Here is a 21,397-nt window from a genome sequence, read left to right on the forward strand (position 1 = left end):
AATTAAAAAGGCTCCCGCAGGAGCCTTTCATCAATCAATGCAGCGACGCCAACCTCGCCGCAAACCCGACAAACAGCAGCCCTATCAGCCCGTTCCCCAGCTTTGCCAGTTTCTTTTTCGTTTTGAGATAACGCGTGACAAACGCACCGGAGAAGATCAGGAAGCTCATGTACATGAAGCTGATTAACTCAAGCGTCGTCGCGAGGATCAGGAAAGAGGTGCCAGTGCTCTGTGCGTTCACGTCAATGAACTGAACGAAGAACGATACGTAGAACAGAATCGCTTTTGGATTCGTCAAGCTCAATACCAGCGAACGTTTCATGATCGCGCTGGCAGGCTCGGTACCGCTTTCCTGAGCGTGATTCTGCCGGGTAATGACCGACCAGAGCATTTTGCCGCCCAGCCACAGCAGATAGAAGGCGCCGAGATAGCGCACGATATTAAACAGTACCGGCGTGGTCTGGATTAATGCCGCGACGCCCGCCCAGGCCAGAAACATCAGTACCGCATCGCCGATAAATACACCCGACGCGGCAAGGTACCCTTTTTTAACGCCGTGTCCAATTCCGGTTTTAAGCACAAACAGGGTATTCGGCCCCGGTACGAGCACGATAAAAAACGCGCCAACAACATACGTCCAGAAATTCAGTACGCCAAACTCCGCAAACACTTCTTCTCCCTCCTTTTGCTCAATACAGCAGGAGTAGCGCTGCAAATACGCTACTCCTAAAAATCAGACTCTATAAAATCATTGGGCACCATTACGGTGCCCTCATGGTACTCAGATATCCTGGACTGCGAACAGCAACGCGTTGCGATGCCGGGTCATTCCACATTTTCTGATGGCGTGAATACGCATATTGCGGCGGGATTGTGCTTCCAGCCAACGAGCCTTGCGACGACTCACCTGTCGCAACATGCGCCAGCGCCCTACTTCTGTTCTACTGCGCTTCATGTCTACAACTCTTTCTCTAACAGAGACGACATTATAAACCCATGCGGGCAGCAAACCAGCGCTTTTACCTGGCGTTTTTATTTGCCAGATGAATCCTGATGCGTACACTCATAACAATACGCTTTCAAAAGGATTTTTTTACCTATGACAACCTTCTACACCGTGGTGAGTTGGCTGGTCATTTTAGGATACTGGCTGTTAATCGCGGGTGTGACGTTACGCATCCTGATGAAGCGCAGAGCCGTACCCTCTGCCATGGCCTGGCTTCTGATCATCTACATCCTGCCGCTGGTGGGGATTATTGCCTATCTCTCTTTCGGTGAGCTTCATCTCGGCAAACGCCGCGCCGAGCGTGCCCGCGCCATGTGGCCTTCAACCGCAAAGTGGCTAAACGATCTTAAGGCCTGCAAGCATATCTTTGCCGAGGAGAACAGCAGCGTCGCCTCGTCACTGTTTAAGCTGTGCGAGCGCCGTCAGGGGATTGGTGGTGTTAAAGGCAATCAGCTCCAGCTGCTGACCTCGTCCGACGACGTCATGCAGGCATTAATCCGCGATATCCAGCTGGCGCGTCATAATATCGAGATGGTTTTTTATATCTGGCAGCCTGGCGGGATGGCTGACCAGGTCGCTGAATCGCTGATGGCCGCGGCGCGACGCGGCATTCACTGCCGTCTGATGCTTGACTCCGCAGGCAGCGTGGCATTTTTCCGCAGTCCATGGGCGGGCATGATGCGCAATGCCGGTATCGAGGTGGTTGAGGCGCTGAAGGTCAATCTCCTGCGCGTGTTTCTGCGCCGGATGGATCTCCGTCAGCATCGCAAAATGATCATGATCGATAACTATATTGCCTATACCGGCAGCATGAACATGGTTGATCCGCGCTTCTTCAAGCAGGACTCGGGCGTGGGCCAGTGGGTGGATTTGATGGCGCGAATGGAGGGGCCGATTGCCACCTCGATGGGCATCGTTTACTCCTGCGACTGGGAGATAGAAACCGGCAAACGCATTCTGCCGCCACCGCCGGACGGCAATATTATGCCGTTTGAAGAGGCCAGCGGTCACACCATTCATACCATTGCTTCCGGGCCGGGCTTCCCGGAGGATTTGATCCATCAGGCGCTGCTGACGGCGACGTACTCGGCGCGTGAATACCTGATCATGACGACGCCCTACTTTGTCCCCAGCGATGACCTCCTGCACGCGATCTGTACCGCGGCGCAGCGCGGCGTCGATGTGAGCATTATTTTGCCGCGCAAAAATGACTCTCTTCTGGTGGGCTGGGCCAGCCGGGCATTCTTTAGCGAACTGCTGGCTGCAGGGGTTAAGATCTACCAGTTCGAAGGCGGATTGCTCCACACCAAAAGCGTGCTTGTCGACGGCGAGTTAAGCCTGGTGGGGACAGTGAACCTGGATATGCGCAGCCTGTGGCTCAACTTTGAAATCACGCTGGTTATTGATGATGCCGGCTTTGGCGGCGATCTCGCGGCGGTGCAGGATGATTATATCTCCCGCTCGCGGCTGCTGGATGCCAGACTGTGGGTAAAACGTCCGCTGTGGCAGAGAATTGCCGAACGACTGTTTTACTTCTTTAGTCCGTTGCTGTAAAACGTGCCCAACGATGTTAAACAGGTAGTCATCATGGAAATGGATCTGAACAATCGCCTGACCGAAGACGAAACGCTCGAGCAGGCCTATGACATTTTTCTCGAACTGGCGGTTGATAACCTCGATCCCGCAGACGTGATCCTCTTTAATCTGCAGTTCGAAGAGCGCGGCGGTGCCGAACTGTTCGACCCTTCAGAAGACTGGGCTGAACATGTGGATTTCGATCTGAATCCTGACTTCTTTGCCGAAGTGGTCATCGGGCTGGCCGATGAAGACGGTGGCGAGATTAACGATATTTTCGCCCGCGTCCTGCTCTGTCGAGAGAAAGACCACAAGCTGTGCCATATTCTCTGGCGCGAATAATAAAAAAGGCTGCGATTGCAGCCTTTTTATTTACTCCGGTAACGCACTTCCGCAGCGGTTACAAAACCGCGCGTTAAGGTCATGTTCACCCTGGTGACATGCCGGACATTTGCGCTGCTGCTTGCGGCTCTGAAATGCGCTGCTCATGTGCGTGGTAATAAGCCCGGTCGGAATAGCAATGACCGAATAGCCAATCAAAATCAGCACTGAGGCCACAATGCGGCCCAGCGGCGTATGGGGCGTGATATCACCGTACCCCACGGTCGTCACGGTCACTATCGCCCAATAAACGGACGCATTGAGCGTCGTGAAACCATATTTCGGCCCTTCTATCAGATACATCAGCGCGCCAAAAACGATCATGACGATGGCAATAAACGAGTAGAAGAGAATAAGCTGATGACGCGCGCTGACAATTGCGCTCCAGAACACGCGCAGTGAGGGCATAAAGCGCAGTAATTTCAGGATACGTAATACGCGAATAACGCGCATCGCCCGCCAGGCAAAGACATAACTCAGGCTGATTTCCGGCCACAGCCACATGACGTAGAGCGGCAGAATGGTGGCTAAATCAATAAATCCCCAGAAGCTGAAAACATATCGGGCCGGGTTGGGCCAGGCCATTACTCTGAGCAAATATTCAGCGGTAAAAACCAGGGTAATCGCCAGCTCAAGCCAGACAAAGACATGCCATTCGTCAAACGTCAGGTGGTATTGCGTCCCGGCGCCTGACTCAATAAAGATGACCACCACGCTGAGGAGCGCAAATAAACCACAAAGACCTTCGAAGCGTCGCCCGGATACCGTTTCAGGATCGAATAAAACATGATAAAGCCGCCGACGGGCTGACGTGAATAAACGCGACACAGTAACCTCGCAAAATATAAGGGCTGACATCATGTCAGCCCTTGCGATTATAACGGGTCTACTTTCAGGCAGGAAACCGCATGTCGGAAACTGCCTTCCAGAACCGGTCGCGTTTTCGCACATTCCGGCCCGGCCATTGGGCAGCGCGTGCGGAAGACGCAGCCCGACGGCGGGTTAATCGGTGAAGGCAATTCCCCTTCCAGAAGCTGGATGGTCTTATTCTTTTCCAGATCGGGATCGGGGATCGGCACTGCCGACATCAGCGCTTTGGTGTAAGGGTGCAGCGGGTTGTGGTACACCTCGTCATAGGTGCCCAGCTCCACGGCGTGCCCCAGATACATCACCAGCACGCGGTCAGAGATGTGTTTCACCACGGCCAGGTCATGCGCGATGAAGATCAGCGACAGCCCCATTTCGCGCTGCAGCTTCTGCAGCAGGTTAACCACCTGCGCCTGAATGGAGACGTCGAGCGCGGAAACCGGCTCATCACAGATAATCAGCTTCGGTTCGAGGATCAGGGCGCGCGCAATACCAATACGCTGACACTGACCGCCGGAGAACTCGTGCGGATAGCGGTTGATGAGGTTAGGCAACAGCCCGACTTTCAGCATCATCGCCTTAACGCGATCGCGCACTTCCTGACGGGACATCTTCGGATGATAGGTCCGCAGCGGCTCGGCAATAATCTCACCGATGGTCATACGCGGGTTTAACGACGCCAGCGGATCCTGGAAAATCATCTGGATATCGCTGCGCACGTCGCGCCACTCATCGGGTTTCATGCCCAGCAGATCTTTACCCAGCCAGGCCACTTTGCCGTCGGTGGCTTTCACCAGACCGATAATGGCGCGCGCAAAGGTCGATTTACCGCAGCCGGACTCGCCCACCACGCCCAGGGTCTCCCCCTCATACAGGCGCAGCGTGACGCCGTCCACCGCTTTCAGGGTCTTCGACGGCTGCCAGAACCACTGTTTGCCGTCTTTGATGTCGAAATGCACCTTAAGGTCAGCAATCTCGAGCAGCACGTTGCGTTTTTCATCTAATGCGTTCATACCAGCTCCTCCTGCGGCTTAAAGCAGGCGCGCAGGCGGCCTGGTGCAAACTCTTCCAGCGGCGGTGCGCTGTTGCAGATTTCCATCGCGTGCGGGCAGCGCGGCTGGAACGGACAGCCTTTCGGCAGGCGCAGCAGGTTTGGCGGGTTGCCCGGAATGGTGAGCAGGGACTCCCCTTCCGCATCGAGACGCGGTACCGCGTTCAGCAGGCCAATCGAGTAAGGATGCGCTGGCTGATAGAATACGTCACGCGCTTTGCCGTATTCCATGGTACGGCCGGCATACATCACCAGCACTTTGTCACAGATGCCCGCCACCACGCCCAGATCGTGGGTGATCATGATAATCGCCGTGTTGAACTCACGCTTCAGCTCGTTCAGCAGGGTCATGATTTGTGCCTGAACGGTAACGTCCAGCGCGGTGGTCGGTTCGTCGGCAATCAGCAGTTTTGGCCGGCACAGCAGCGCCATCGCAATCATCACGCGCTGACGCATACCGCCAGAGAACTCGTGCGGGAACATGCGCATGCGCTTACGCGCTTCCGGCATTTTCACCGCATCGAGCATTTTGACCGACTCTTCAAAGGCTTCGGCTTTGCCCAGACCTTTGTGCAGCATCAGGACTTCCATCAGCTGCTCACCGACGCGCATGTACGGGTTCAGCGAAGTCATCGGATCCTGGAAAATCATCGAGATCTGCTCGGCGCGCAGCTTGTTCAGCTCGTGCTCCGGCAGGTTGAGGATTTCGCGACCGTTGAATTTAGCGGAACCGCCAATCACACCGTTAGCGGCCAGCAGGCCCATTAGCGCAAAGGCGGTCTGGGATTTCCCGGATCCGGATTCACCCACGATGCCGAGCGTTTCGCCCGCGCGCAGGTTGAAGTTGAGATCGTTCACGGCGGTCACATCCCCGTCCGGGGTCTTAAAGGTGACGCGAAGATCTTTTACGTCCAGCAGAAGGTCGCTCCGCTGCTGCGCCTGTGGCGCGGTTGCCGTTTCAATCATTGTCATGACGGCGCTCCTTAACGGTCTTTCGGGTCGAGGGCATCACGCAGGCCATCGCCGATAAAGTTAAAACAAAACAGGGTAACGACCAGGAAACCCGCCGGGTATAACAGCAGCCACGGTGACACTTCCATTGAGTTTGCACCGTCACTCAGCAGCGCGCCCCAGCTGCTCAGCGGCTCTTGCGTACCCAGACCGAGGAAGCTCAGGAAGGATTCAAACAGGATCATGCTTGGCACCAGCAGTGAGGCATAAACCACCACCACGCCCAGCACGTTAGGAACGATATGGCGAACCACGATATTCCCGGTAGAGACACCGCCGACCTGCGCGGCTTCGATAAACTCTTTGCGTTTGAGGCTCAGCGTCTGGCCGCGGACAATACGCGCCATATCCAGCCAGGAAACCATCCCGATGGCCACGAAGATTAACAGGATATTCTGACCGAAGAAGGTCACCAGCAGGATGACGAAGAACATAAACGGGAAGGAGTTCAGGATTTCCAGCAGACGCATCATCACCGAGTCCACTTTACCGCCAAGGTAGCCGGACAGTGAGCCGTAGAGCGTCCCCACGATCACCGCCACCAGCGCGGCAGCAATCCCGACCATCAGCGAGATACGCCCCCCGATAGCGACACGCACCAGCAGATCGCGTCCGGAAGAGTCCGTGCCGAAATAGTGGCCAGACTCCATATCCGGCGCGCTGGACATCATGCCCCAGTCGGTGTCGAAATAGGTAAATTGCGACAGCATCGGCGCCAGGGTCACAAACAGCGCGATGATCACCAGAACCACCAGACTCGCCACCGCCGCGCGGTTGTGCATAAAGCGACGGCGCGCGTCCTGCCAGAGGCTACGACCTTCCACTTCCAGTTTTTCACTGAAGTTTTCCAGCGCCTCGCTGTTTTTCTTACTCAACATCATGGCGTGCTCCAGTTAGTAACGGATTTTCGGGTCGATGACGGCGTACAGAACATCGACGATTGCGTTAAAGAGAATGGTCAGCGCACCGACGAGAATGGTCAGGCTCAGCACCAGCGAATAGTCGCGGTTGAGCGCGCCGTTAACAAACAGCTGACCAATGCCCGGCAGGCCGTAGATTGTTTCGATAACCATCGAGCCAGTGATGATCCCGACGAATGCCGGTCCCATGTAGGAGAGCACGGGCAACAGCGCCGGTTTAAGCGCGTGGCGGAAGATAATCCGACGCATCGGCAGCCCTTTCGCGCGCGCGGTACGAATGAAGTTCGAGTGCAGCACTTCGATCATTGAACCACGGGTGATACGCGCGATACTGGCGATGTACGCCAGAGATAATGCCACCATCGGCAAAATCATGAACTTGAGTGCCCCGCCGTTCCAGCCGCCGCCAGGCAGCCACTTCAGCGTGATGGCAAATATCATCACCAGTAATGGCGCGACAACGAAGCTGGGTATGACTACCCCGGTCATTGCCACCCCCATTACGGCATAATCCCATTTGGTATTTTGTCTGAGCGCGGCGATGACGCCAGCGGTGACCCCGAAAACGATCGCCAGAATGAATGCCGCAGCACCCAATTTCGCCGACACCGGGAAGCTGGACGCCACCAGGTCGTTAACGGAATAGTCTTTATATTTAAATGACGGTCCAAAATCCCCGTGCGCCAGCTGCTTCAGGTAGTTGAAGTACTGGGTGGAGATAGGATCGTTTAAGTGGTATTTCGCTTCGATATTCGCCATGACTTCTGGCGGCAGCGTACGCTCACCGGTAAATGGACTTCCCGGCGCAAGGCGCATCATGAAGAAGGAAATCGTGATGAGAATAAATAGCGTCGGAATCGCTTCCAGACAGCGACGTAGGATAAATTTCAACATTGCCCGTACCTTCTGGCGTGTGCCTATATAATGTGACGTTGGTTAGACACCGTGGGGCGAGCATGCCCGCCCCACTCATTGCCATTAATGCTTGATAATATACAAGTTTTTAACGTAGATATTATCCATCGGGTCTTTACCGGTGTACCCACCTACCCACGGTTTCACCAGACGGGCGTTAACGTAGTAGTAAACCGGAACGATCGCGGAATCTTTATCCAGCTGCTGCTCAGCTTTAGAGTACAGTTCAGTACGTTGTGCTTCGTCAGTGGTTTTCAGCGTGTCGGCGATCAGCTTGTCAAACGCCGGGCTCTTATAGTGCGCGGTGTTGTTTGAGCTGTCACTCAGCATGGTGTTCAGGAAGGAGGTCGGTTCGTTATAGTCCGCACACCAGCCAGCACGCGCCACGTCAAAGGTGCCCTGATGACGGCTGTCGAGGAAGGTCTTCCACTCCTGGTTCTCCAGCTTCACGTTCGCGCCCAGGTTCTTTTTCCAGATCGAGGCAACGGCGATAGCCAGTTTTTTGTGCAGATCGGAGGTGTTGTACAGCAGGCTGAAGGTCAGCGGCTTATCCGCGGTATAGCCCGCTTCGGCCAGAAGTTTCTTCGCTTCTGCGTTACGCTGTTCCTGCGTCTGTTTGAACCAGTCTGGCTCGGTCAGTTTTGCGCCATCGGTGTATGGAGGGGTATAGCTGTATGCCGGCAGATCGCCCTGGTTTTTCACTTTGTTCACGATGATATCGCGATCCAATGCCAGCTTCAGCGCAGTACGAACGCGTACGTCGGTGAACGGTGCTTTCTGGTTGTTGATTTCATAGTAGTAGGTGCACAGGTACGGGTCGACGTGAACTTCTTTAGGGATCTCTTTCTTCAGTTTCTGGAACAGTTCAATCGGCATGTTGTTATAGGTCATGTCGATTTCGCCGCTGCGGTAGCGGTTAACGTCAGTCACTTCGGACGAAATTGGCAGGTAGGTAACCTGATTAATCACGGTTTTCGCGTTGTCCCAGTATTGCGGGTTACGCTCAAGCACCATACGCTCGTTGACCACCCAGTCTTTCAGCTTGTAGGCACCGTTGGTCACGATATTGGCAGGCTGGGTCCATTTTTCACCAAATTTTTCCACGGCGGATTTTGGTACCGGGGAGACGGACGGGTGAACCAGCAGCTTATAGAAGTACGGAACAGGTTCGCTCAACGTGACTTCGAAGGTATTGGCATCGATCGCCTTAACGCCCAGATCGGTGATCGGTTTTTTGCCCGCGATGATGTCATCAATATTGGCAATATGGCCATATTGCAGGTAGCTCGCATACGGAGAGGCGGTCGTTGGATTCGCCAGACGCTGCCAGCTATAAACGAAATCTTCAGCCGTCACCGGCGTACCGTCGGACCATTTCGCATCTTTACGCAGATGGAAGGTCCAGACTTTGAAATCTTTGTTTTCCCATTTTTCTGCCACACCCGGTGCCGGGTGGCCGTCTACGTCCGTTACCAGCAGACCTTCGAACAGGTCGCGGTTGACGTTAGACTCAGGAACACCTTCAATTTTGTGCGGGTCGAGAGACTGAACTTCCGCACCGTTGTTACGCACCAGCGTTTGCTTCTCCGCCAGCTGAACACCTGCAGGAACGTCCGCAGCCATTGCAGCGTTTCCCGCGATTAGCGCAGTTAAAATCCCCGCCGCTACCAGATTTTTTTTTGTGATGATGGACATTGTGTTGGTACTCCACTCATTATAATGACTGGCCTTCGCCAGCTGTGTAATCCCCTGTTGGGGCCTGTACAGCGCAGGAGTTTTTTTTGCTGCTGTCAGGTTCTTCTTTTACTGCTTGCTATCACCGACTTTTTTATTACTGACCGCTCGTATGGCCGTCTTGCGTCGATTCTTTACAGGCCTCCCCTGTTTGAGGCCTGCGCTGGATATCTGAGAAGAGAACTATATGAAAATAATTCTCATCTGATTGTTTTATGCTGCAAAATATTAGGCCGGAAAGTATCAAATGGCGTAAACGTGCGCCAATACATTTTGCAAATTTGTTAAGCAATTCTCTTTTACGGTGAGTACCGTATCGTTGAGGGCAGCCCTGCCAGACATCGAACATCAGTAAAACGACATGACATTCAACAGGATAGAGAAAATTTTCTCTACAAGCGCGTCGCTGCGCTATCATCGAGTGACTTTGTACAAAAATTTAACAACTGGTTATTATTTAGCACATTCGTCTAGGGGAATGTTGAAATTACTAATATCATTTCGGTTATCTCTCAGCAAGCCCAAGAGTATCATGTGAGTAAAATAACAGAGCGATCGAAGATTTTCTGTGCAGGCGGGTTGAAGCGGAATTAATAACCTATTGAAATACAAGCAATGAACATTATTAGTAGAATTTATTATGATATGTGAGCATTTCAACTTTAGTTATATGATTTGCTGATAATCACGTAAAAAAACGGAGCCGTCGCTCCGTCCTTTCATATGAAGTTTTAATGCAACAAACCGGGGAAAATGCTTTTAATACCCGTGACGATGAATTCGATCCCTAATGCCATCAGCAACAGGCCCATGATACGCGTAATGACGTTGATGCCCGTTTGACCCAGCAAGCGCACCAGCCAGGGTGCCATGCGGAACACCCCCCAACAGCAGAGCGCAAAAATGGCAATAGCCACTGAAAAGCCAATCAGGTGCATCAGGCTATGGTAACGCGTCCCCCAGACGATGGTTGAACTGATGGCACCCGGACCGGCCATCAGCGGTAAGGCCAGCGGCACTACGCCAATGCTTTCGCGGATAGCGGTTTCTGACTTCTCTTGTTTATTCTGCTTATCCTCGCCCAGCTTACCGCTGATCATGGACATGGCGATGGTCACCACCAGGATCCCGCCGGCAATACGGAATGAATCAATGGAAATCCCGAACAGCTGAAGAATCGTGTCGCCGAGAAAAAGAGAGGTCAACAATATGATCGCTACCGACAGGTTAGCGGTGAGGTTGGTTTTGTTCCTGGCCGCCGCTGTCTGGTAACTCGTCATACTAATGAAGACAGGAATGATCCCCACCGGGTTGACCAGGGCAAACAAACCAATAAAAAATTTAAAATACGTTGGAAAATCAAAGAGCGTTTGGATCACGTTTTGCTCCGCTTATACACATGCCCTGGACTGACAATTTGTCGTGAGAAATCGCGCTGAAGATACCCTTTTTATCAGCATACTTCACTTGAAATCTGTACCAAAACGTTATCATTTCAGGATGTTAAACATATGTATAATCAATGATAGCGCTGCTTCCAATACTTACGTAATTATTTAACACTGGAAAAATCAGCACGAAATAACCCTGCTGAAAGGTATCAGCTTGGGGGAAAATTGACACAGATCATGATTTTCGTACTCAGAAGTGAGTAATCTTGGTTACACCCCCAGGGAGGTCACCTGACAAAAAGGGATGATGCTAAGGTAAGGCTCTTTTAGTAAATTAGTGTGCTGACGCAGAAAGTAACTCTTTGTTTTACTTTGTGTTACGCAAGTCGTATCGGCTCTGTCTATACTGTGTGACGTATCGAGCGCTGGTTTACTAAAAGAGTTTAAACATTATCAGGAGAGCATTATGGCTGTTACTAATATCGCTGAACTGAACGCCCTCGTCGAGCGCGTTAAAAAAGCCCAGCGTGAATATGCCAATTTCACCCAAGAACAGGTTGATAAAATCTTCCGCGCGGCCGCACTGGCTGCTGCAGATGCTCGAATCCCTCTCGCTAAAATGGCCGTTGCCGAATCCGGCATGGGTATCGTGGAAGATAAAGTGATTAAAAACCACTTCGCTTCCGAGTATATCTACAACGCCTATAAAGATGAGAAAACCTGTGGCGTGTTGTCCGAAGACGACACCTTCGGTACCATCACCATCGCTGAACCTATCGGCATCATCTGCGGTATTGTTCCGACCACTAACCCAACGTCTACTGCAATCTTCAAATCACTGATTAGCCTGAAGACTCGTAACGCAATCATCTTCTCTCCACACCCACGTGCGAAAGACGCGACTAACAAAGCTGCAGATATCGTCCTGCAAGCGGCTATCGCTGCGGGTGCACCAAAAGACCTGATCGGCTGGATCGACCAACCTTCTGTTGAGCTCTCCAACGCGCTGATGCATCACCCGGACATTAACCTGATTCTGGCGACCGGTGGTCCAGGCATGGTTAAAGCCGCATACAGCTCCGGTAAACCTGCTATCGGCGTGGGCGCGGGTAACACCCCTGTTGTTATCGATGAAACCGCTGATATCAAACGTGCTGTCGCGTCTGTGCTGATGTCTAAAACCTTCGATAACGGCGTGATCTGTGCATCTGAACAGTCTGTTGTGGTCGTGGATTCCGTATATGACGCGGTTCGCGAACGTTTCGCCAGCCACGGCGGCTACCTGCTGCAGGGCAAAGAGCTGAAAGCAGTTCAGGACATCATCCTGAAAAATGGCGCGCTGAACGCCGCTATCGTGGGTCAGCCAGCCTACAAAATTGCTGAACTCGCAGGCTTTACCGTTCCGGCAACAACCAAAATCCTGATCGGTGAAGTGAAAGTTGTTGACGAAAGCGAGCCGTTTGCTCACGAAAAACTGTCTCCTACGCTTGCCATGTACCGTGCGAAAGATTTCGAAGACGCGGTTGAGAAAGCAGAGAAGCTGGTTGCCATGGGCGGTATCGGTCACACCTCTTGTCTGTACACTGACCAGGACAACCAGCCAGAGCGTGTTGCTCACTTCGGTCAGATGATGAAAACTGCACGTATCCTGATCAACACCCCTGCTTCTCAGGGTGGTATCGGTGACCTGTACAACTTTAAACTCGCACCTTCCCTGACTCTGGGTTGTGGTTCCTGGGGTGGTAACTCCATCTCTGAAAACGTTGGTCCAAAACACCTGATCAACAAGAAAACCGTTGCTAAGCGAGCTGAAAACATGTTGTGGCACAAACTTCCGAAATCTATCTACTTCCGCCGTGGCTCTCTGCCAATCGCGCTGGATGAAGTGATTACTGATGGCCACAAGCGTGCGCTCATCGTGACTGACCGTTTCCTGTTTAACAACGGCTACGCTGACCAGATCACCTCCGTGCTGAAAGCGGCTGGCGTCGAAACTGAAGTATTCTTCGAAGTTGAAGCTGACCCAACCCTGAGCGTTGTACGTAAAGGTGCTGAGCTGGCTAACTCCTTCAAACCAGATGTGATTATCGCACTGGGTGGTGGTTCCCCAATGGACGCCGCGAAAATCATGTGGGTTATGTACGAGCATCCTGAAACGCACTTCGAAGAACTGGCGCTGCGCTTTATGGATATCCGTAAACGTATCTACAAGTTCCCGAAAATGGGCGTAAAAGCGAAAATGATCGCGGTCACCACCACTTCCGGTACCGGTTCAGAAGTTACGCCATTCGCGGTAGTAACCGACGATGCAACAGGTCAGAAATACCCACTGGCTGACTATGCGCTGACGCCAGACATGGCTATCGTTGATGCGAACCTGGTCATGGAGATGCCGAAGTCACTGTGTGCGTTCGGTGGTCTGGATGCGGTGACTCACGCCCTGGAAGCTTACGTTTCTGTGCTGGCGTCCGAGTTCTCAGACGGTCAGGCCCTGCAGGCTCTGAAACTGCTGAAGGAAAACCTGCCAGCGTCTTACAACGAAGGCTCTAAAAACCCTGTAGCACGTGAACGTGTCCACAGTGCAGCAACCATCGCCGGTATCGCGTTTGCCAACGCCTTCCTGGGTGTTTGCCACTCAATGGCGCACAAACTGGGCTCACAGTTCCACATTCCTCACGGTCTGGCGAACGCCCTGTTGATCAGCAACGTTATCCGTTATAACGCTAACGACAACCCAACCAAGCAGACAGCTTTCAGCCAGTACGACCGTCCACAAGCCCGTCGTCGCTATGCTGAAATCGCTGACCACCTTGGTCTGAGCGCACCGGGCGACCGCACTGCTGCGAAGATTGAGAAACTGCTGGCATGGCTGGAAAGCCTGAAGGCTGAACTGGGTATTCCTAAATCAATCCGTGAAGCGGGCGTACAGGAAGCTGACTTCCTCGCTCACGTAGACAAACTGTCTGAAGATGCATTCGATGACCAGTGTACTGGTGCTAACCCGCGCTACCCACTGATCTCCGAGCTGAAACAGATTCTGCTGGATACCTACTACGGTCGTGAGTTCAGAGAAGGTGACGTTGCCGCTGTGAAAACAGAAGCCCCAGTCATCAAAGCTGACAAGAAAGCGAAGAAAAGCGCTTGATTGACAGCAGCAGATGAAAAACCCGCCTTAATGGCGGGTTTTTTTATGTCTGAATAATAAGATTGAGTTATTTTCTGTTGTCGTGCTGAATCGCCGTCAGCGAGCCTACAGACAACGCTTCTTTATAATGCTTACGGCAGACCGAAACATAGCGTTCATTGCCGCCTATCACCACCTGCTCACCATCTGCATAAGGTTTCCCGGACTGGTCGAGACGAAGCACCATACTCGCTTTACGACCGCAGAAGCAGATCGTTTTCAGTTCGACAAGTTTATCCGACCAGGCGAGCAAATACTGGCTCCCTTCAAAAAGCTCCCCGCGGAAATCCGTACGCAGGCCGTAACAGAGCACGGGGATATCAAGCTCATCGACCACCTCTGACAGGGCATGGACCTGTTCACGCGTCAGAAACTGGCTCTCATCGACCAGTACGCAGTGAATGGGCTGTGCCGCATGTTCTGCACGAATGTCTTCAAACAGATCGGTTTTCGGGTTAAACAGCCTGGCAGGCGACGAGAGCCCTATTCTGGAGCTCACCTTCCCTGCGCCAAAGCGATCGTCAATTTCAGCCGTATAAACAACGGTACGCATCCCGCGTTCCTGGTAATTGTACGAGGATTGCAGCAGCGCGGTGGATTTCCCGGCATTCATTGCCGAATAGTAGAAATAAAGTTGTGCCATTGGCCGTAAAACCCTAATCAATGTGTAATATTCCCGATGAGTCATTGTACCATATTTTGTCCGGTCATCAGCGATGCAGCGCACAGAGGATGCGGTTCAGTGCCGCGTTCAGTACCTTCTGTTTATGAAAATAACCCGTTAAAACATGAAGTAAACCCATTCAGCCACGCCAATATGTTATAAGTTAAGCCAAACATAACACTTCTTTTTATAGTGGAATCCCGGCCCTTTAAAATTCACTATTTATTAACTATTTCAGGCTTAACACCAGGGGTGAGAACTAATACAAAAGGCTGATATTTCTCCGCCGCAACTATAATTCCTGCGGGAAATGTCACAAAAAAAAGACGCAATCGACCGGGTTAAGCAGGTTCCGGTGATAACAACCGAGACAGCGGAGTGGTGGAATTTAAGTTAGCGTAATTAATAATAGCGGCATTATTTAGTATTTTTTGAATTCCTTACATTCCTGGCTATTGCACATCTGAATTTATGGCTCTATTATTAGGTCAACAAACCACCCCCCATTATAAGTTTGAGATTACTACAATGAGCGAAGCACTTAAAATTCTGAACAACATCCGTACTCTTCGTGCGCAGGCAAGAGAATGCACCCTCGAAACGCTTGAAGAAATGCTGGAAAAATTAGAAGTTGTAGTTAATGAACGTCGCGAAGAAGAAAGCGCTGCTGCGGCTGAAATCGAAGAACGTACTCGTAAACTGCAGCAATATCGTGAAATGCTGATTGCTGATGGTATCGATCCAAATGAATTGCTGAACAGCATGGCTGCCGCTAAAACCGGTACTAAAGCTAAGCGTGCTGCCCGTCCTGCTAAATATAGCTACGTTGATGAGAACGGCGAAACTAAAACCTGGACTGGCCAGGGTCGTACTCCTGCTGTTATCAAGAAAGCGATGGATGAGCAGGGTAAACAGCTGGACGACTTCCTGATCAAGGATTAATCGAGCCTCATTCAGAAAAATCCCGCATATTGCGGGATTTTTTTTAACCTAAATTTGCCACAAACATCCTCTTACACTCTGTCATAAAGCATTATTTAGCAATTTCATCGACTGTACTTTCAGACAGGTTTTCGGGAGTGTTATGGGCATAAAAAAACCGGTGGGCAACGCCTCACCGGTTTCGAACATTTACAACCGTGGCTTATTTCTTAATACCTACGCTCTCTTTGAGCCAGGTTTTAAATTCTTCGCCAAGGGTATTGTGACGGATACCATATTCAACAAACGCCTGCATATAACCGAGCTTATTACCGCAGTCATGGCTCTTACCTTTCATATGGTAGGCCTCAACGGTCTCTTTCTCGATCAGCATATCGATGGCATCCGTCAGCTGGATCTCATCACCCGCTCCTGGAGGCGTTTTAGCCAGCAGAGGCCAGATTTCAGCACTCAGGACATAGCGACCTACAACAGCAAGGTTTGAAGGCGCGACATCGGCTTTAGGCTTCTCTACGACGCCCACCATTGGCACACTCTCACCCGGCTCCAGGTTAACGCCTTTGCAGTCAACCACACCGTATGCCGTTACGTCTTCAACAGGCTCAACCATAATCTGGCTGCTGCCGGTTTCGTCGAAACGTTTGATCATTTCAGCCAGGTTATCCTGAGAAAGATCGGATTCGTATTCATCCAGAATAACGTCAGGCAGAATTACCGCTACAGGCTCATCCCCCACGACAGGGTGCGCGCACATAACAGCGTGGCCCAGACCTTTAGCCAGCCCCTGACGAACCTGCATAATGGTGACGTGTGGAGGGCAAATAGACTGAACTTCTTCTAACAGCTGACGCTTAACACGTTTTTCCAGCATGGCTTCAAGTTCAAAGCTTGTATCGAAATGGTTTTCGATAGAGTTTTTAGATGAATGCGTAACCAGCACAATTTCAGTGATGCCGGCTGCGATACATTCATTCACGACATACTGGATTAATGGCTTATCAACCAGAGGCAGCATCTCTTTAGGAATCGCCTTAGTTGCTGGTAACATCCTGGTCCCCAATCCCGCTACCGGGATAACGGCCTTTCTGACTTTCGAATTTAGGGCAGCCATTCAAATTCTCCTGAGCTGTTCAAGTTTTGAACTTTTATGCAATAAATAACGCGTTGAGTATATCAGTCTCGCCCCGCAGTCCGGGTCTGAAAAGAACGCGTTGCCGATCAATTAGGATAAATACGCATGAAACCGGGCAGCGATAGTAGCACTCCCCGTAAAACACAGGTAAAGCAATCTTAAAATGACGATCCAATTGCTTATTCCGTGGACAACATTAAGCGTAACCGTCCCCCGGCACCCCAAATTTGGCACTGCCACGAGGAACAGCGGTGGCTAATTTGATTAAGATACGCCGTTCCCAACGTCCCAAGCGGTACACCGTTACTCACCTGAATATGGTGTTCACCGGTATTCAGTGATGCATTGAGACCGGCTGAAACGAGGATCAGATTTTTTAAACCGCTATGGTAATAGCCAACCAATAGCGGGAACTGTCCAGGCAGATTGGCCTGACGAAAAAGCTGGTTTACCTGTTTGAGTAAACTGCCTAACTCAGGCAACCGTTGTCCCTGATGGGATAACTGTTCCTGCAACAAACCATTAAATAGCGCACGAAGAAGTAACGCCGCTAATACACCGTTATCCCCGGCCCGGGTGACATCCAGAGAATAAAACGCAAGATCGGAATCTGACAGTGGCGCAATATCCAGCACCAGTCCTGGCTGGTCAGCGGCCACCAGCTGCCGATAATTTACGCGACAGTGTGAAATAGTTTGCTGAACGGGCGGCTGGAGTTCTTGCAACAGTTTCGCCGCGGCAGGCGGATTACTCACCAGAGCGTCCCAATCCTGGAAAAGACGCTCCTCTTCCTCTACCCGGGAATTAAACATATTCGGATAAAGGCACGCCAGGACCGTTTCTCGCAGCCGGTGCAAATCTTTGACCGGCTTAAGCAGAATATCCTGTACCCCAAGACGTAATGCTTTTGCGATGTCCGCCATGTTCTCGGTGGCAGAGATCACCAGTATCGGCGTCTGATTGCCTTCGTTACGCAGATGTTCAACCAGCTTCAGTCCATTCATGCGCGGCATCGCAATGTCGCAAATCATCAAATCGGGCGTAATGCTGATCATTTTTTCCAGGGCGTCGATGCCATCTTCAGCCAGCGACGTCATTGCGCCCAGCGAGGATAACCACGAATCCAGTAGCGATCGGAAAACGGGCTCGTCTTCAACAATCAAAATGTGTTTTCCGGCCAATGGCTGCGTCATGGTTCCTCCCCTGGCTGACAGTAACTAAATAGTGGCATGCGATCGGCACTATCGCCTGTCAGATTTTGCTGAAGTAGTCAAAAAAAGGTGCTTAACGTGCGGTCTGCACAAAAGGCAACAATTCGTCCATTTTCTTTTCGACGGCTAACGAGCCCGCTGCGATGGCGGCCTCAGCCCGATGGAAATCAAGGGTAGAGATTTGCGGACAGTACGGCTGAATAAGAATATCCGGAGGATCGCCTGCCATACGGTTACGTTTAAGGCGGTTCTCGAGAACCTGAATTGACGTGGTCATGATTTCTATCGCCGTCGGCGCGGCAACCGAACGACGCGCGGCCAGACGCCCGATTCTTCCGCGCAGGCGTTCATGCCAGGCCAGTTTCTCGCCCTCAGCATCTTCGCTCTGGAGATTGACCGGCATGAGATCCTGCTGCATCAGGTGGGCATCGTGCTGCAAGTCGACGGCAATCACGATGTCCGCCCCCATAGCACGCGTCAGAGAGATGGGAACCGGGTTAACGACGCCACCATCGACAAGCCAGTAACCGTTGTGTGGGACAGGCGCCATGAGTCCCGGCATACTGCAGGAGGCACGCACGGCAAGATGGATATCGCCTTCGGTGAGCCAGAGCTCGCGTCCTGTGCTGAGGTTTGTCGCGACGGCGCCGAAAGGCATCTGACAATCAGTGAAGTCTTCGAGAGGCATGACCTGGCGGAACTGGTTAAAGACGCGTTCGCCGCGCAGCAGTCCACCACGCTGCCAGGAGAGGTCCATCAGACGCAGCACGTCCCAGTAGCTGAAGGAGCGCACCCATGTCTCGAGCTCCGGAAGCTTCCCGCACGCGTAAGCGGAGCCGACAAGCGATCCGATTGAACACCCTGCAACAATATCGACGGTAATGCCCATCTGATTTAAGGCATTAATCACGCCGATGTGCGACCATCCCCGGGCGGCACCTGAACCCAACGCCAGCCCAATTTTAACCTTTCTCATTAGTCCTGTTTTACTTCCCCTGGATTCCTGACATAGCGTCAACGCAACGCCTCAGTTAACATAGTGCTACCCGAAGCGTTTTACGCCTTTATATTTTGTTCCAGGAAGAGAATCGTGTCTCAACTCTGCCCTTGTGGTAGCGCTCTGGAGTATAGCCTATGTTGCCAGCGATATCTTTCTGGCGATCAGGTTGCACCAGACCCGTCACACCTTATGCGTTCACGGTACACTGCTTTTGTGATCAAAGACGCAGACTATCTGATTAAAACCTGGCATCCATCCTGCCGCGCAGCCGATTTCAAACAGGACATCGAAGCCGGGTTTGCGAACACGCAGTGGCTCGGCCTCACCGTCTATGAGTCCTCTCCAGGCAGTCATGTGGATGAAGGTTACGTCAGCTTTGTTGCCCGTTTTACCGAGAATAATAAACCGGGTGCCATTATCGAGCGTTCCCGGTTCTTAAAGGAAAGCGGGCAATGGTATTATATTGACGGAACGCGCCCACAGTTTGGTCGTAACGATCCCTGCCCGTGTGGTTCAGGTAAAAAATTTAAAAAGTGTTGCGGGCAGTAATGCCTGACAACCCAGACTTCGCAAATACAAACAGGATTTCCCGGCGATGCAATCATTACAACGTAAAGTTCTGCGCACCATCTGTCCCGATCAAAAAGGGCTGATCGCACGAATTACCAACATTTGCTACAAACATGAACTGAATATCGTGCAGAACAACGAGTTCGTTGACCACCGTACCGGCCGCTTCTTCATGCGTACCGAACTGGAAGGTATTTTCAACGACACCACGCTGCTGGCCGATCTGGACAGCGCGCTTCCGGAAGGCTCCGTACGCGAGCTGACCCCTGCGGGCCGACGCCGCATCGTGATCCTGGTGACCAAAGAAGCACATTGCCTGGGTGACCTGCTGATGAAGGCCAACTACGGCGGTCTGGACGTTGAAATTGCTGCCGTGATTGGCAACCACGAGACGCTGCGTACGCTGGTCGAGCGCTTTGATATTCCGTTCGAGCTGGTCAGCCATGAAGGTCATACCCGTGAAGAGCACGACGATTTGATGGCGCAGGCCATTGAAGCGCATAACCCGGACTATGTGGTGCTGGCGAAATACATGCGCGTGTTAACGCCATCTTTCGTGGCGCGTTTCCCGAACAAGATCATCAACATCCACCACTCGTTCCTGCCGGCCTTTATTGGCGCGCGTCCATACCACCAGGCCTACGAGCGCGGCGTGAAGATCATCGGCGCGACAGCCCATTACGTGAATGACAACCTGGACGAAGGTCCCATCATCATGCAGGACGTGATTCATGTGGATCACACCTACACCGCTGAGGACATGATGCGCGCAGGCCGTGACGTTGAGAAGAATGTGTTAAGCCGCGCGCTGTATCAGGTGCTGGCTCAGCGAGTCTTCGTTTACGGTAACAGAACCATCATTCTTTAATCTTTCGGAAAATGAATTGATTAGCTTTGCGCCTTTACGGATAAAAAGCAGGCAAACAACTTCGTTTCCCTAAAGGAATGCTTTACAGGGGCGTCTCATTTGATATGATGCGCCCCGCTTCCAGCAGGAAGCAGGCCAGTAAAAAGCATTACCCCGTGGTGGGGTTCCCGAGCGGCCAAAGGGAGCAGACTGTAAATCTGCCGTCATCGACTTCGAAGGTTCGAATCCTTCCCCCACCACCATCTCTCAGCACGACCTCAAAATTTGAATTACCCCTGGTGGGGTTCCCGAGCGGCCAAAGGGAGCAGACTGTAAATCTGCCGTCATCGACTTCGAAGGTTCGAATCCTTCCCCCACCACCATCACTTCCCCAACATAAAAAAACCAAGTCCGCCTTTGTAGGCCGGGTAAGGCGCAGCCGTCACCCGGCGAAAAATGGCTACATCGGCGGCAAACGACGCCTGACAGGCGAACTCTTCACAATCGACGTATTACACTGAGCATGCTCTGCCAGACCATCCAGCAGCGCATCCAGTTGCTCTATCGATCGCACCACCAGCCTAATCACAAAGCAATCTTCCCCGGTCACTTTGTCGCTCTCAATACACTCCGGCATCGCCTGAATGTACTTATCCACCTTATGCAACAGACCCGGTAAGGGGCGAACCCGTACCAGCGCCTGCAGCGTATACCCCAGCGCCGCCAGATTCACCCGTGCACCATAACCCTGGATCACACCGCGCTCTTCCAGCCTCTTCAGGCGTTCTGCCGTGCTGGGGGACGTCAGACCGATGCGGCCGCTGAGCACCTTCAACGACATGCGCGCATCCTCAACCAGACAGGCTAAAATTTGTCGGTCGATATCATCGATAAGGCATTCCATTCTTTTCACCTAATTTTAAAAAGTCATTTACCTTTTCAACCTTATATCACCCCTGTAAAACCCGACAGCGATTTTCGACAATAGCGTCATTA

General features: G+C 52.1%; 20 protein-coding genes and 2 tRNA genes. 8 read left to right on the forward strand and 14 right to left on the reverse strand.

Going from position 1 to position 21,397, the window contains the following annotated elements:
* Window positions 1-34 precede the first annotated feature (34 nt).
* Together leuE and F3J31_RS02345 are read right to left on the reverse strand one after the other, a co-directional pair.
* A complete protein-coding gene (gene leuE, locus F3J31_RS02340; protein WP_048029752.1) occupies window positions 35-670 on the reverse strand; it encodes a leucine efflux protein LeuE in 636 nt (211 codons plus the stop codon).
* A gap of 111 nt (window positions 671-781) precedes the next feature.
* Window positions 782-955 (reverse strand): YciY family protein, encoded by a 174-nt coding sequence (locus tag F3J31_RS02345; RefSeq protein WP_021240326.1) that lies wholly within the window; start codon window positions 953-955, stop codon window positions 782-784.
* A 144-nt stretch (window positions 956-1,099) separates the two neighbouring features.
* Here F3J31_RS02345 and cls point away from each other — a divergent pair, with 144 nt between their 5' ends.
* The gene (gene cls, locus F3J31_RS02350) at window positions 1,100-2,560 is read left to right on the forward strand and encodes a cardiolipin synthase (RefSeq protein ID WP_008502791.1); all 1,461 of its coding nucleotides are present in this window, start codon (window positions 1,100-1,102) and stop codon (window positions 2,558-2,560) included.
* Between the two features lie 33 nt (window positions 2,561-2,593).
* Window positions 2,594-2,923: an HI1450 family dsDNA-mimic protein gene (locus F3J31_RS02355; protein WP_006810881.1), complete on the forward strand. Its 330-nt coding sequence runs from the start codon at window positions 2,594-2,596 to the stop codon at window positions 2,921-2,923.
* 30 nt (window positions 2,924-2,953) lie between these two features.
* Here F3J31_RS02355 and F3J31_RS02360 read toward each other — a convergent pair whose 3' ends face one another.
* The 7 genes from F3J31_RS02360 to F3J31_RS02390 form a co-directional block, all read right to left on the reverse strand.
* Window positions 2,954-3,823: an ion transporter gene (locus F3J31_RS02360; protein ID WP_196364456.1), complete on the reverse strand. Its 870-nt coding sequence runs from the start codon at window positions 3,821-3,823 to the stop codon at window positions 2,954-2,956.
* A gap of 14 nt (window positions 3,824-3,837) precedes the next feature.
* A complete protein-coding gene (oppF, locus tag F3J31_RS02365; RefSeq protein ID WP_008502789.1) occupies window positions 3,838-4,842 on the reverse strand; it encodes a murein tripeptide/oligopeptide ABC transporter ATP-binding protein OppF in 1,005 nt (334 codons plus the stop codon).
* Entirely contained in the window at window positions 4,839-5,852 is a 1,014-nt protein-coding gene (locus F3J31_RS02370) for an ABC transporter ATP-binding protein (protein ID WP_024907097.1), read from the reverse strand. Before F3J31_RS02370 ends, oppF begins: the two co-directional genes overlap by 4 nt.
* 11 nt (window positions 5,853-5,863) lie before the next feature.
* A complete protein-coding gene (gene oppC, locus F3J31_RS02375; RefSeq protein ID WP_008502787.1) occupies window positions 5,864-6,772 on the reverse strand; it encodes an oligopeptide ABC transporter permease OppC in 909 nt (302 codons plus the stop codon).
* A 12-nt stretch (window positions 6,773-6,784) separates the two neighbouring features.
* Window positions 6,785-7,705: an oligopeptide ABC transporter permease OppB gene (gene oppB, locus F3J31_RS02380; protein ID WP_008502786.1), complete on the reverse strand. Its 921-nt coding sequence runs from the start codon at window positions 7,703-7,705 to the stop codon at window positions 6,785-6,787.
* Between the two features lie 84 nt (window positions 7,706-7,789).
* Entirely contained in the window at window positions 7,790-9,421 is a 1,632-nt protein-coding gene (gene oppA, locus F3J31_RS02385) for an oligopeptide ABC transporter substrate-binding protein OppA (protein WP_008502785.1), read from the reverse strand.
* A gap of 770 nt (window positions 9,422-10,191) precedes the next feature.
* On the reverse strand, window positions 10,192-10,839 hold the full coding sequence (locus tag F3J31_RS02390) for a YchE family NAAT transporter (RefSeq protein ID WP_008502784.1): 648 nt from the start codon (window positions 10,837-10,839) through the stop codon (window positions 10,192-10,194).
* A gap of 478 nt (window positions 10,840-11,317) precedes the next feature.
* Here F3J31_RS02390 and adhE point away from each other — a divergent pair, with 478 nt between their 5' ends.
* The gene (gene adhE, locus F3J31_RS02395) at window positions 11,318-13,996 is read left to right on the forward strand and encodes a bifunctional acetaldehyde-CoA/alcohol dehydrogenase (RefSeq protein WP_167211137.1); all 2,679 of its coding nucleotides are present in this window, start codon (window positions 11,318-11,320) and stop codon (window positions 13,994-13,996) included.
* Between the two features lie 67 nt (window positions 13,997-14,063).
* Here adhE and tdk read toward each other — a convergent pair whose 3' ends face one another.
* A complete protein-coding gene (gene tdk / locus F3J31_RS02400) occupies window positions 14,064-14,678 on the reverse strand; it encodes a thymidine kinase (RefSeq protein ID WP_021240332.1) in 615 nt (204 codons plus the stop codon).
* 549 nt (window positions 14,679-15,227) lie between these two features.
* On the opposite strand from tdk, the gene hns reads away from it, so the two are divergent.
* A complete protein-coding gene (gene hns, locus F3J31_RS02405) occupies window positions 15,228-15,641 on the forward strand; it encodes a histone-like nucleoid-structuring protein H-NS (protein WP_008502781.1) in 414 nt (137 codons plus the stop codon).
* Window positions 15,642-15,843: 202 nt separating this feature from the next.
* On the opposite strand, the gene galU is transcribed toward hns, so the two are convergent.
* The 3 genes from galU to rssA all read right to left on the reverse strand — a co-directional run bounded on the left by galU (window position 15,844) and on the right by rssA (window position 18,960).
* The gene (galU, locus tag F3J31_RS02410) at window positions 15,844-16,752 is read right to left on the reverse strand and encodes a UTP--glucose-1-phosphate uridylyltransferase GalU (RefSeq protein WP_008502780.1); all 909 of its coding nucleotides are present in this window, start codon (window positions 16,750-16,752) and stop codon (window positions 15,844-15,846) included.
* A 200-nt stretch (window positions 16,753-16,952) separates the two neighbouring features.
* Window positions 16,953-17,966, reverse strand: a complete 1,014-nt coding sequence (gene rssB, locus F3J31_RS02415; RefSeq protein WP_032647605.1) for a two-component system response regulator RssB — start codon at window positions 17,964-17,966, stop codon at window positions 16,953-16,955.
* A gap of 91 nt (window positions 17,967-18,057) precedes the next feature.
* On the reverse strand, window positions 18,058-18,960 hold the full coding sequence (gene rssA / locus F3J31_RS02420; protein ID WP_045908968.1) for a patatin-like phospholipase RssA: 903 nt from the start codon (window positions 18,958-18,960) through the stop codon (window positions 18,058-18,060).
* Window positions 18,961-19,074: 114 nt separating this feature from the next.
* On the opposite strand from rssA, the gene F3J31_RS02425 reads away from it, so the two are divergent.
* From F3J31_RS02425 to F3J31_RS02440, 4 genes are all read left to right on the forward strand, one after another.
* A complete protein-coding gene (locus tag F3J31_RS02425; protein WP_045908969.1) occupies window positions 19,075-19,533 on the forward strand; it encodes a YchJ family protein in 459 nt (152 codons plus the stop codon).
* A 46-nt stretch (window positions 19,534-19,579) separates the two neighbouring features.
* Window positions 19,580-20,422, forward strand: a complete 843-nt coding sequence (gene purU, locus F3J31_RS02430; protein ID WP_023312104.1) for a formyltetrahydrofolate deformylase — start codon at window positions 19,580-19,582, stop codon at window positions 20,420-20,422.
* A 157-nt stretch (window positions 20,423-20,579) separates the two neighbouring features.
* Window positions 20,580-20,664: transfer RNA gene (locus tag F3J31_RS02435), tRNA-Tyr, on the forward strand.
* A gap of 35 nt (window positions 20,665-20,699) precedes the next feature.
* Window positions 20,700-20,784, forward strand: a tRNA-Tyr gene (locus tag F3J31_RS02440).
* 77 nt (window positions 20,785-20,861) lie between these two features.
* Here the strand turns inward: F3J31_RS02440 and F3J31_RS02445 are convergent.
* Complete coding sequence (locus tag F3J31_RS02445; RefSeq protein ID WP_021240337.1) at window positions 20,862-21,305, reverse strand: Lrp/AsnC family transcriptional regulator; 444 nt, start codon at window positions 21,303-21,305, stop codon at window positions 20,862-20,864.
* Window positions 21,306-21,397: the final 92 nt, after the last annotated feature.

The sequence above is a fragment of the Enterobacter sp. Acro-832 genome, from assembly GCF_011752745.1.
GTDB lineage: Bacteria > Pseudomonadota > Gammaproteobacteria > Enterobacterales > Enterobacteriaceae > Enterobacter > Enterobacter quasiroggenkampii.